Source organism: Pseudoalteromonas sp., from assembly GCF_036960685.1.
Classification (GTDB): Bacteria; Pseudomonadota; Gammaproteobacteria; order Enterobacterales; family Alteromonadaceae; genus Pseudoalteromonas.
This window is the reverse complement of the sequence record NZ_JBALXK010000012.1, coordinates 39,280-51,575: the sequence shown is the minus strand read 5'-3', so window position 1 is coordinate 51,575 and position 12,296 is coordinate 39,280. Positions and strand designations below refer to the sequence as shown.

General features: G+C 41.6%; 10 protein-coding genes, 2 tRNA genes and 1 pseudogene. 7 read left to right on the top strand and 6 right to left on the bottom strand.

The features are described from left to right. Nucleotides 1-2: 2 nt before the first annotated feature. Nucleotides 3-79: transfer RNA gene (locus tag V7783_RS11645), tRNA-Asp, on the top strand. A gap of 54 nt (nucleotides 80-133) precedes the next feature. Next, nucleotides 134-210, top strand: a tRNA-Asp gene (locus V7783_RS11640). 207 nt (nucleotides 211-417) lie between these two features. On the opposite strand, the gene V7783_RS11635 is transcribed toward V7783_RS11640, so the two are convergent. Continuing rightward, nucleotides 418-2,364: a S9 family peptidase gene (locus V7783_RS11635; RefSeq protein WP_335678849.1), complete on the bottom strand. Its 1,947-nt coding sequence runs from the start codon at nucleotides 2,362-2,364 to the stop codon at nucleotides 418-420. A gap of 189 nt (nucleotides 2,365-2,553) precedes the next feature. Between V7783_RS11635 and V7783_RS11630 the strand changes: the two are divergent. Then, nucleotides 2,554-3,144: pseudogene (locus V7783_RS11630) on the top strand (ATP-binding cassette domain-containing protein). Beyond that, nucleotides 3,141-4,256 (top strand): DUF6136 family protein, encoded by a 1,116-nt coding sequence (locus V7783_RS11625; RefSeq protein WP_283710896.1) that lies wholly within the window; start codon nucleotides 3,141-3,143, stop codon nucleotides 4,254-4,256. Before V7783_RS11630 ends, V7783_RS11625 begins: the two are co-directional and overlap by 4 nt. Nucleotides 4,257-4,260: 4 nt before the next feature. Here V7783_RS11625 and fadE read toward each other — a convergent pair whose 3' ends face one another. Continuing rightward, on the bottom strand, nucleotides 4,261-6,717 hold the full coding sequence (gene fadE, locus V7783_RS11620; protein WP_335678848.1) for an acyl-CoA dehydrogenase FadE: 2,457 nt from the start codon (nucleotides 6,715-6,717) through the stop codon (nucleotides 4,261-4,263). A gap of 254 nt (nucleotides 6,718-6,971) precedes the next feature. Between fadE and V7783_RS11615 the strand changes: the two genes are divergently transcribed. Together V7783_RS11615 and V7783_RS11610 are read left to right on the top strand one after the other, a co-directional pair. Then, a complete protein-coding gene (locus V7783_RS11615) occupies nucleotides 6,972-7,583 on the top strand; it encodes an AHH domain-containing protein (protein WP_335678847.1) in 612 nt (203 codons plus the stop codon). 4 nt (nucleotides 7,584-7,587) lie between these two features. Next, nucleotides 7,588-8,169 carry a hypothetical protein gene (locus tag V7783_RS11610; RefSeq protein ID WP_335678846.1) on the top strand — a complete coding sequence of 194 codons (582 nt, stop codon included), beginning with the start codon at nucleotides 7,588-7,590 and terminating at the stop codon, nucleotides 8,167-8,169. A gap of 42 nt (nucleotides 8,170-8,211) precedes the next feature. Here V7783_RS11610 and V7783_RS11605 read toward each other — a convergent pair whose 3' ends face one another. Beyond that, complete coding sequence (locus tag V7783_RS11605; RefSeq protein ID WP_442961369.1) at nucleotides 8,212-8,331, bottom strand: hypothetical protein; 120 nt, start codon at nucleotides 8,329-8,331, stop codon at nucleotides 8,212-8,214. A gap of 411 nt (nucleotides 8,332-8,742) precedes the next feature. Between V7783_RS11605 and V7783_RS11600 the strand changes: the two genes are divergently transcribed. Beyond that, complete coding sequence (locus V7783_RS11600) at nucleotides 8,743-9,507, top strand: class II glutamine amidotransferase (protein WP_210796645.1); 765 nt, start codon at nucleotides 8,743-8,745, stop codon at nucleotides 9,505-9,507. Between the two features lie 141 nt (nucleotides 9,508-9,648). Here the strand turns inward: V7783_RS11600 and V7783_RS11595 are convergent, their stop codons facing one another. From V7783_RS11595 to purM, 3 genes are read right to left on the bottom strand one after another with little or no spacing between them, the layout of a single operon-like run. Further along, on the bottom strand, nucleotides 9,649-10,455 hold the full coding sequence (locus tag V7783_RS11595; protein ID WP_442961366.1) for a DUF3108 domain-containing protein: 807 nt from the start codon (nucleotides 10,453-10,455) through the stop codon (nucleotides 9,649-9,651). Next, nucleotides 10,400-11,047, bottom strand: a complete 648-nt coding sequence (purN, locus tag V7783_RS11590) for a phosphoribosylglycinamide formyltransferase (RefSeq protein ID WP_335678845.1) — start codon at nucleotides 11,045-11,047, stop codon at nucleotides 10,400-10,402. Before purN ends, V7783_RS11595 begins: the two co-directional genes overlap by 56 nt. Continuing rightward, entirely contained in the window at nucleotides 11,047-12,099 is a 1,053-nt protein-coding gene (gene purM, locus V7783_RS11585; RefSeq protein ID WP_210796650.1) for a phosphoribosylformylglycinamidine cyclo-ligase, read from the bottom strand. The genes purN and purM overlap by 1 nt, the downstream gene beginning before the upstream one ends. Nucleotides 12,100-12,296: the final 197 nt, after the last annotated feature.

Genomic DNA, 12,296 nt, shown 5'->3' with positions numbered 1-12,296 from the left:
GCGGAGTGGTAGTTCAGTTGGTTAGAATACCGGCCTGTCACGCCGGGGGTCGCGGGTTCGAGTCCCGTCCACTCCGCCACTTGATATCATCAATAAAATTAGTAAGTGCATTACCCCATGCACATACCACTGCGGAGTGGTAGTTCAGTTGGTTAGAATACCGGCCTGTCACGCCGGGGGTCGCGGGTTCGAGTCCCGTCCACTCCGCCACTTGTTATTTCCTCAATAACAAGTTAAAAAATACTTTCCCTAATAAATAACAGTAAATATATTTTCTATCAGCTATCAGCTATCAGCTATCAGCTAGTTATTTAGTTCGATAGAATGGTTAAATATTTAAGTTGATCGGTATGACTAGGCAATAAAAAAGCCCGCATACTGAGAAAGTCGCAGGCTTTAATATAAATTGGCTTACAATTAACCTTGTGGGCCAAATAACTCCTTTAAGTAAGTATCCAAAAAGTTTAGATACGCGTTGGAGGCGCTAATACGGTTTTCTTTTTTGCTAAAACCATGGCCTTCATCATCAAACAATACATACTCTACTGGCACACCATTGGCTTTTACTGCGGCAACCAGTTCATCGCTTTCAACTTGTAGTACGCGTGGATCGTTAGCACCTTGTATAACCATTAAAGGCTTAGTGATGTTCTTTGCGTGGAATAATGGTGAGATGGCACGATGACGTTCGCCATCAGTGGCAGGGTCGCCCATTTCATCATACAAGGCTTTTTTAAAGCTTTCCCACCAAGGCGGGATGGAGTTAAGTGTTCTTACCCAGTTGGTGACGCCAAAAATATTAATGCCAACTTTGAACTCTTCTGGCTCAAACGCCAGCGCTGCTGCAGTCATAAAGCCACCGTAACTGCCACCTATAATGCCGATTTTATCCGTATCAACCCAGTCTAAAGTTTGTAAGTGCTTTTTGCCGTAAACGATATCTTGTAAATCATCGGTGCCATGTTTTTTGTCATCCAGATGGAAGAACGTTTTACCATAGCCTGAGCTACCTCGGTTATTTACTGCAAAAATGGCGTAACCATGATTAACTAAATGCTGTTGCATCGCGCTATAACCTGTGCGACTTTGTCCACCTGGGCCGCCATGCACCCAAATAAGCGCAGGCACTTTATTGTTACTATTGGCTTGTTTAGGTTTATAAAGTACGCCGGGTATTTCTAAGCCGTCAAAACTTTTAAAACGTACGATAGTACTTTCAACTAAATCATTTTGGTCAATTTCTTTACTTAATGTATTCGTTAATCGCTGTGCTTTATTACTGCCTACTTGCCATACAAACAGGTTATTTGGGGATGTGTCTGAGTTTAGGTAAAACGCCATACTTTTTTCATCTGCAGAGAAGTTAACACCACGCAAGTTACCCGCTGGTAATTGCGGCATCGCAATTTCTTTGCCTGTTTGCGTGTCTATCACTGTAACTTTGGTACTGGCATCAGCATTAACACCACTGACTTGATAGCGCCCCGATTTAGAAAAATAAATAAAACTAACATCCCAGTCATCTTTGAGTGCTGGGCTATGTTCCCCTGAGGCTAAGTCATAGCGCCAAACTTGTGAAAACTCACCTTTAGCGTCTGTAGAGTAGTATAAAGATTTGCTATCGGCTGAGAAGGTTTCAGGGCCATATTGAGCGGGTGTGTCGTGTTTGGAAATTAATTGTGGTTTGAGGGTCTTTTTATAAGTATCAAGAATAAACGTGTCGCTGTCTTTATTAGTGTTACTTTTAGATAGTGCAATATAGCGACCATCAGGGCTGATTGCACCGACATCTAAACCTAGGGTGTTTTGATAAACAGGGGTCATTTTATAGGTTTTACTATCAACGCGATATAAGTCCATAAATTTAGCATCGCGCTGGTTACTGGTAATAAAAAACTGACTGCCGTCTTCAGTAAACCCTGCAAAGCTTGCACGGGTTTCTTCCCCTGGAGTTAAATCTTTTACAGATCCGTCAAGTTCACGCACGTAGACATGAAAGCGTTCATTACCACCGGAGTCCTTGGTAAATAAAACGCGCTCATCATTTGGAAAATAACGGACTGGATAGGTACTGTCTGCAAAGTTTGTTAAACGGGTTTTATCCCCTGTTTTTGCATCTACTTCATACAAGCTGTAAATACCACTTTCATCAGAGCTTACCAGTACTTTATCGCCACTGGGTGAAAAGCTACTGCCCATAATTGAAGTAGTATCAAAGAAGGTTTTTGCGTTATATGTTTTAACTTGCTGAGTTTGTTGTGACTGTGCGGCAGTGGTGGTAGTCGTTGAGGTTGATTGACTACAACCGCTCAAGGCAAGACTAATTGCACAGGCAAGTGCGGCAAATTTTAATTTGTTATTCATCGGACATTCCTTGGTTTATAGTTATCTAATCATATTTTTACCGATTTTAGTGTTGCCCGAACACTATTTAAACGCAAGTTTTTGGCTTATTTTATCTGCAACAGAGTGTTACAAAGCCTGTATCGTTATAAATACAGCTCACGCTATAATGTTTACTGATAAAGGGACCCTTCATATAAAAGGAAAGTGATGATTGAAGTTAGTGGTTTACATAAACAATTTGCACAGAACATTCTCTATAAAGATTACCGCATCAGCTTTACAGCGCCGAGAGTGTGAATTGAAGCGCCGAACGGGCAAGGTAAAACCACGCTATTGATGATGCTTGCTGGACTTGAACAACCACAAAGCGGGCAGTTGTTGTTTGCAGGTAAAGTGCTGTCTGAGCCTTATAAACAGGTAGCCATCGCTAGTGATCGCATCGCGCTGCCAGATTTCTTAACTGCGAAACAAATTATTAATTTAACGGTTAGCAGTTTAGGCTGCAATTGGCCAGCTGAGCTCATTAGCGGTTTTAACTTTACCGAATTTTTAAATACTCGTTTTGATGCATTGTCATCCGGTAATCAAAAAAAATGCCAGTTAATTTTAGCGCTGATGCGTGATGCACCGTATTTATTACTCGATGAACCCAGTGCTGCGCTTGATCAAGCCAGCATTAAATATTTACTTGGTTTGCTTGATGATTACTTAGCCGATAAAGCACATGGGCAAATCATTATCACTTGCCATGAACCGGCGCCGTTTATTGAGCATGGCTTTGAGTGTATGGCGTTATGAGCAATTTAGGTATTAAGCTGGTGATGGCACAATATCGCGCATTTATGGAGTATCGTTATCAGGCCTATAAAATTGAGCTGACACAATTACTACTGCAACTAAAAAACTTTGGTTTATTATTCTTAGTGATACTTGGCTCTGCCATGCTTGGTATGATTTTGCTGTTATTTTTAGGACTGGGCAAAATTATCGACAGCAGTGATGCGCCGCAGTATGGTGCCCAAATGGCGTGGCTGTATCTATTACTGCAAAGCGTGATGCTCAGTGCAATGAAATCAGCTATTAAAAATAACCAGCAGCGGCTCTTCCAACGTACGATTGTCAGGTCAAATTGGCTTAAGTTAATGGACATAAAACTATTATTTTTAAGCAATGGCTGGTTGCTAGCAAGTGCAGTGATTGCAATGGATCTAACCTTATCACAATGGCTAAGAGCACCGCATTTTGTGCTGTTTATGTTACTGCAGTTTGGCTTAGGCGTGCTGTGTTTGTATAAGCCAAGAGCATTAATATATGGCTTAGTATTCACTGCCATTTTAGTCTTGTTACCAATTAATATAGTGCCGTTAGCTTATCACTGTGGCTTTATTATATTATTTGCGCTGAGCATGTTACTGCCAGCATTTTCGCTGAGCGACCGATTATCGGTCAATTCATTATCTACTTTTTGGCTGAGCTTCTTTCTTCAACACAGTTGGATTTTAGTGTGGCGGGTGGCTTTATTGTTGTGTGTGTTTATGGCTGTTACTACTTTACTCAATGAGCGTAATGATTTAGCCGCAATATTTAGCGTTGTAGCGGTTGCTTTTATAGTACTATTTACCAGTTCACTGCAATTTGATTGTGGCAAATTGCGAGACAAATATGAGTTGTTTTTTCAACTAAATAACCAACAGCGGCTATTTTTTATTAGCCAATTTATACCGAGTTGTTTGTTCTTTTTTATAAGCATGCTCAGCTATTTGATGTTTGTAGCTAACATACAGTGGCTATTGTTGAGTTTGAGTGTTGTTTGGTGCACTTTACAATTATATATAGCGCAAAAAAAACCAGCGCATTATGCGCTGGTTTGGATGATCACAACAGGCGGACTGTTGGCTGCGTTAACCTAATAAGTTAAGCAGCATTCGCCTTGCTGTTTTTACTTTTTTGGGCGGCTTTGCCTGCTACTAGATCTGCAGGGTCAAAGTCGTCAACGTTAATTACATCTAAACGGGCTTTTTCAACTTCAGCCAGTTTATCAGCTTCGGCTTGCGTTAAAATACCTGCTTCAAGGCCCATTTGCGCGACTTTATCAAGCTGGAAGAAAGGCAGTTTCACGCCTTTTTCACGACATACCTTATCAAACAATGGCTCCACGGCTAGCACGTCTTTAAGCGTTTGCTCTTGGCGACCCACTAAGTTAAGCGGCTCATTTTTCAAGTATACATAGCTTGCTAAACGATTACGGGTTTCACTCGGTACTTGTAAAATTTGCGCTAGTTTATGTTCAAGTTTGTCAGTCGGTTTACGCACCGGACGGCCAAATGGGAACAACATGAGCTTAAGTGCGGCACGAAGTGGCGCTGATGGCATATTGTTAATTAAATCAGCCAGTGCACGTTGGCAATGGTAAAGATGATCTTGGCAACTCCATTGTACCAGTGCTAAATCTTCTTTTTTACGGCCTTCGTCGTTATAACGTTTCAGTGTTGCAGATACTAAATAAAGGTAACTTAGTAAATCACCTAAACGTGCTGAAATACGTTCTTTACGTTTTAATGAACCACCAAATACCGCCATGCTGATGTCAGACATTAATGCAAGTGATGCACTAAAGCGAGCAGCGGTGCGGTAAAACTCAGCTGTTTCATCTTTAAATGGCGTACTTGCAAAGCGAGCACCGGTAAAGCTCATCCACTTAGTGCGCACTAAGTTTGAGATAGTAAAGCCGATGTGACCCATTAAGGCTTTATCGAATACTGCCAGCGCTTCTTCACGGTCTTCAATATCGCAGGCACCTAATTCAGTTAATACGAATGGGTGACAACGGATAGCACCTTGACCATAAATAATCATATTACGGGTCAAGATGTTGGCGCCTTCAACGGTAATGGCAATAGGCGCACCTTGATAGCCACGACCTAAGTAGTTATTTGGCCCAAGCATGATGCCTTTGCCACCGTGAATATCCATCGCATGGATAGTCGAATCACGCATTTGTTCAGTTAAGTGGTATTTAATAATAGCCGATACCACCGATGGTTTTTCACCTAAATCCACAGCACCGGTTGACATGCTTACCGCTGCATCTGAGCTATAGGCGTATCCTGCAAGCTTAGCAAGTGATTCTTCAATCCCCTCCATTTGACCAATTGGTAAACGGAACTGACGACGAATACGGCTGTACGAACCACTGGCAAGAGCGATGGTTTTAATCCCACCCACTGAGTTTGACGGTAGCGTGATCGCACGACCAACTGATAAGCACTCAACCAGCATACGCCAGCCTTGGCCGGCCATTTCAGGGCCACCAATAATGTAATCAAGGGGCACGAAAATATCTTTACCGCGAGTCGGGCCATTTTGGAACGGCACGTTTAGCGGGAAGTGGCGACGACCAATTTCAATACCTGGCATATCTGTTGGGATCAACGCACAGGTAATACCAAGTTCTTTGGTGTCTCCTAGTAAGCCGTCAGGATCTTGCATTTTAAACGCCAGACCAAGTACAGTTGCCACAGGGGCAAGTGTGATGTAACGCTTATTCCACGTTAGGCTTAAACCAATTACTTCTTCACCTTCCCACATACCTTTACAAACAACCCCGTAATCAGGAATGGCACTGGCATCAGAGCCGGCTTCTGGTGAGGTTAACGCAAAACATGGGATCTCTTGACCACTAGCAAGGCGTGGTAGGTAATGATCTTTTTGTTCTTTAGTCCCATAGTGTTGCAGTAATTCACCTGGGCCCAATGAGTTAGGAACGCCGACAATTGATGAAAGCAGCGTTGATTTACTGGTTAGCTTTTGCAGTACACATGATTGTGCAAATGCTGAAAATTGCAGCCCGCCATATTCTTTCTTGATGATCATGGCAAAGAATTTATTATCTTTTAGGTATTGCCAAACATCTTGCGGTAAATCAGTTAGCTCATGGGTGGCTTCCCAATCATCTAACATGCTGCATACCACTTCAACCGGGCCATCGATAAAGGCTTGCTCTTCGATAGTCAGTTTTGGCATAGGGTATTGGTGTAGCTTTTTCCAATCAGGGCGACCACAGAATAAATCAGCTTCCCACCACGTAGTACCGGCATCAATCGCTGATTTTTCAGTGTCTGACATGGTTGGCGTTACTTTTTTAAACGCAGCAAAAATAGGCTTAATAATGTATTGCTGGCGAATGCCAGTAACAGAGAGTGGCACTGCGATGATCAAGAAGATTAACCAACTGATTGCGCCAAAAGCACCTGCAAAGGTACCAATAACAAGTGTTGCGATGGAAACGCCTAAGGCAGTATTCCAGCTCGCTCTGTGGTAACTCGCGATGCTAAGCAACACGATTAAACCAAGTACAAATATGAGTGTCATGTATTCAATCCTTAATAGAGGTCAGACCACCTTTGGTTAGAGTAGCGCTAGAGCGAATAATTATCAAGTAGCTTAGTGAAAATATCAGAGGCTGCAATTTACACTTCACCTCACAGCATACTGCTAAAGTAATGATTAGTCTGTATGGTTTTTAAGAAAATGTTCGATGCCTTGAATGTATTCATCAATTGTATTTACGTTCCTAAAATGGCATTATTTAATGGAGTTTTATAATTTAAAGGAATAAATTTAGAATGGCCTCTAAAGAACAAGAGTACGTCACCGTTCAAGAGTTAGAACAAGATCTTCTCACAGTGACAGGCAATCCCGCTATTGCAAAAAATCAAGCAGCTCAATATGCAATTTATTACCGAGGAGAAATCATTGATTCTGCTCGTTATAAAAAAGGTCTCCTAAGTAAAGACGACCTAATTTTAAGTAGGCACGTTCGTTGGGAGCATAATAAAAGGCACAGTAAAAAACTCAGCGATAATATGATAGCCGCCGGCCGCAAACGCGGAGAAAATGTGGCAGCCCACCATATAGTCGCTTGGGATGATCCCCGAGCTTCAAAAGCCAGGTTAAGACTCGCAGGGTTTGGAATCGATATTGACCATGAAGCAAATGGCGTATTTCTGCCAAGATTTGCTAAACATACTCCAATGGATACAATGCCTAAAGCTGAGGCACATACAAAAACTCACACAAACGAATACTTCTTAAACGTAGAAGTTTTACTTACCGATACTATAGGTGAGGGTTTAGGGCGCACAGGTATAATTGAATTACTTAGAGATATTGGCGACGAATTACAAAGTGGTGATTTTCCACTACATAAAGAATTATCAAATATGGTACCAAGGTAATTAAATGAAAGATTTTAATAAGGTTTATGCTGTTGGCGTTGATGCCGGAGAATATTTACTGTTACAAGAAACAATGTTCGAGCAGTCAATGCAGTTAACAAACAATGATATTTATACTTTCGACGGCAACCCAAAGGGTAATGATTGGCGTGCTGTAGATGTTGATTGGTTAATAGTTGAGGGTGAAACCCCTACTAACAAACCCGATGTTGCAGGCTGGGGAGCAATGGCGTTTGTAATTCCAGCATCCTTAAAAGAGATATTTGAACCAACACTTAAAGAATGCTGTGAATTTTTACCACTCAATCTTAATGGTGAAGAATGGTTCGCGTTAAATATTTTAGAGCAGCAAGACGCAATTAACCAAGAGCACACAGAGTTAAACATGAAGAATGGTCGCGTAAATAGGGTTAGGCGCTTTAAAAAGCTCACTTTAAGTAAGGATGCTATTAAACATGGTGGGTTATTTAAAGTTAAAGGAGCTGGAATATTTACCTTTTGTACAGATCAAGAAGGTGGCCTATACGACTTGACTAAAAGCCGTAATTTAAAAGGGCTAAAATTTACGGAAGTAAATGCTATTTAAATAAATTAGCTCGCATTTAGCGGGCTTTTTTGTACCTGTAATTTAAAGTGACTTACCTGCAAAAATCACTTTATTCACCAACGTACAATTGCCATTTATTGGTATGAGTTGCTCTGGCCAGTTGGGGTTGGCGGCTTTTAGGAATTTGTGGTCACCTTCGATAATGAGCTGTTTAAATGTGGTTTGGTTGTTGTCTAGGCGGGCTGGGCTACTACAACGAACCGTGTATGCATTCGGCTTCTAGGTTTACAAAAATCAAATCACCTCCATCGAATTTAGGTACCTGCTCTGTCTTTGTACTGAAAGCAACCTTTAGACAGCTTTATTAATTTAATACCTATTATTCTTATTTTCATCAGTTGTATGATGATAGATCAAGTAAATATATGGACAAACATAATCTATAGTAACTTGCCTTTGCGATAAGGTTGTTTAACAATAACCGCATAAAAGTTGTAATAATAAATTATATAGCAGCCACAAAAGCCAATGTGAAAGCGTAATGGTGACCAGGCCAAATTATAGATTATTTTTATATGCTTAACTATCTAATATTAAAGGTTAATTTATTTTATGTGTGAGTTGCTTGGCATGTCGGCGAATGTGCCTACGGATATTTGTTTTAGCTTTTCAGGGCTGTTAGAGCGCGGTGGTAACACCGGTCCCCATAAAGATGGTTGGGGCATTACTTTTTACGAAGGGAAGGGGTGCCGTACTTTTAAAGATCCTGAGCCTAGCTGCCAATCTGAGATTGCCAAGTTAGTAAAGGCGTATCCGATTAAAAGTGTTTCGGTGATTAGCCATATTCGCCAAGGTAACCGTGGCCGAGTGTGCCTTGAAAATACGCATCCGTTTACTCGTGAGCTGTGGGGCAGGGAACTGACCTACGCACATAATGGCCAGTTATCTAATTATCATGATTTAAAGCCTGAATACTATCGACCTGTTGGTAACACAGATAGTGAACTCGCTTTTTGTTGGTTGCTCGATAAAATTCGTGAAAAATACCCTAAACGTCCAGCAAATATGGCATCAGTATTTCGTTACGCGGCAAAACTTTCTCATACGCTGCGAGAAAAAGGCGTATTTAATATGCTACTGACCGATGGCGTGTACGTATTGGCGTATTGTACTAATAATTTACATTGGATCACCCGTCGTGCGCCGTTTGGTAAAGCTACCTTGATTGATGCGGATATGGTGGTGGATTTTCAACAAGAAACCACGCCAAATGATGTAGTGACTGTGATAGCAACTCGGCCGCTGACCAACGATGAGCGCTGGCAAAAAATGGAGCCTGGTGAATTTGCGCTATTTAAAATGGGTGAGTTAATTTAGCCGTCAGCCGTCAGCCGTCAGCCGTCAGCCGTCAGCCGTCAGCTGTCAGTTTTAAAGTTTGAATTAGTTATAAGTCATAAGGTGAAAAGCTCAAGTGATGATTGTCATACTTGAGCCTTTCATTTTGAACCTTATGCCAATTTACTCTGGGGCTATTTCGCTTTTTACGGCTTCTGGAATAGCGACAGGGCTGGTTACTGTGAATGATTTAAGTTGGACTTCAAACTGTTCCATGCCTTTCTCGCCTTTCCACATTCTAACTAACATGTAGTCCATTTCAGGGGCGAACCACGCAAGCGCTTGGCGCTTGTCGTTGTCGTAAAGACGTTTAACTTTTATCGCTTCAATATTACCAATAGGTAATGAGATCATCTCTTTGCCAACCACTTCAAAATTGTAGTCGCGACAGTTACCTTTTTTATCAACAAGTGGATAAGAAAAGCTGGTTTTACCCATTTTTAGCTCTTCACGTACTTGTACTTGATATGAAATTGAATCTTGAAATTGATCTGACCACTGACATTCAACTGGGTATTTACTCTCGCTACTATTAATTTGTTTTTTAGCGTCATCAAATTGCAGTTTATATTCTTTATCAGGACCGGTGCCTGTGCGGATCATACTATAGCTGACAGGCGTGACTTTTTCGTCAGTGTAGGTAAAGTTTGATGTTTCTTTGCGTGAATCTGAGAAGATCATCCACTCAATATCACTGTGGTAGCTAACTTGATAGCTGTTATCAGCTAGTTTTTTTAATGTGCGTATACCTTGACCATGATTTTCACCTTTGCGCAAAATATCATAGTTGGCTTCAAATTGAGTGAGTTCACCAGCTATTAAACCAGTAGGAAGTAATAAAGTGCCCGCACAAAATAGTAAGGCACTTTGTTTTTTATTCTGGGTAGTGCGCACCGTGTGCAGGAAGTTTTTTTTTGTCAAGAACTGCATAATCTGCTTCCATCGTAAGTCGTTGTTCACTGAACCACTTGACCACCAAAGGGTAGATTATATGCTCTTGCGCGTGCACTCGTTGTGCAAGTGTATCGGCAGTATCGTCTGCCAGCACAGGTACTTTGGCTTGAAGAATAACCGGACCGCCGTCTAATTCTTCAGTAACAAAGTGCACACTTACGCCATGAACGTCGTCTTTTGCATCAATTGCTCTTTGGTGGGTATTCAGCCCCTGGTACTTAGGCAACAAAGAAGGATGAATGTTCAACATTTTTCCTTTAAATTTTTGCACTAAGCTAGGAGTAAGAATACGCATAAACCCAGCTAATACAACTAGATTTGGTGCAAAAGAATCAATAACGTTCATTAATTGTGCATCGTAGGCTTCGCGCGAGTCAAAATCTTTATGGCTAAGCACTGCTGTGGCAATACCTGCTTGTTTTGCTCGCTCTAGGCCATAAGCGTCTGCTTTATTGCTGATCACAGCCGCTATGTTTGCGTTTATCTCGCCATTATTACAGGCATCAATAATGGCTTGTAAATTTGAGCCACTACCTGAAATTAAGACTACTAGACGAGAAGGGGCCATTAATCACGGCCGCCTAAGATTTCTACTTGCTCTTCGCCAGCTTTAGCGTCATGGATTTCACCAAGGTGCCATGCGTTTTCGCCAAGATCTTTTAAGATGCTTAAGCTTTGCTCAAGTTTGTCTGCAGGTACAACTAATACCATACCCACACCACAGTTGAATGTACGATACATTTCGTGGGTGGTGATGTTACCGTTTTCTTGTAACCAGTTGAAAATACCAGGCCACTGCCAGCTATCACCTTTTACAACTGCTTTTGCAGATTCAGGTAATACGCGTGGGATATTTTCCCAGAAACCACCGCCGGTGATATGCGAAAGGGCATGTACGTCCACTTGCTTGAATAACTCAAGTAATGGCTTAACGTAAATACGTGTTGGTTCAAGTAGGGTATCGCCTAATGTTTTGCCTTCAAATTCAGCGCTTGTATCAGCATTTGATACTTCAAGTACTTTACGAATTAAAGAGAAACCATTTGAATGAGGGCCACTAGATGCAAGCGCAATTAATTGGTCGCCAGCAGCTACTTTAGTGCCGTCGATGATATTTGCTTTTTCAACTACGCCAGTACAAAAACCAGCCATGTCGTAATCTTCACCTTCGTACATACCCGGCATTTCAGCAGTTTCACCACCGATTAACGCACAACCTGAGATCTCACAACCTTTACCAATACCTGTTACTACATCTGCAGCAGTATCAACGTCAAGTTTACCGGTTGCATAGTAATCTAGGAAAAATAATGGCTCAGCACCTTGAACGATAAGGTCATTCACACACATAGCAACTAAATCGATACCTACTGTATCGTGCTTTTTAAGGTCGATAGCTAAACGCAGTTTAGTACCAACACCGTCAGTGCCTGCAACTAATACTGGTTGCTTGTAACCAGCTGGGATTTCGCAAAGTGCGCCAAAGCCACCAATTCCGCCCATAACTTCAGGACGACGGGTTTTTTTAACTACGCCTTTAATACGCTCAACTAGTGCGTTACCGGCATCGATATCTACGCCCGCGTCTTTATAACTTAGAGACTGTTTTTGTTCGCTCACAGGATTTCCTCAAAAAAGTTGCATGGTTTTGCATGTGTATGCTTAGAAACGCGCGTATTTTACAACAATTGCAAGGTCGCGGCTAGTTCAAATATAACTTTAACGGTATTGACAAGGACACTTGTCCGCATCTGGAGTAATAGGCTTAGGTAATAAGTGCTAGGTAGTTCCTAGTACCTAAAACCTAGCGCCTTTTG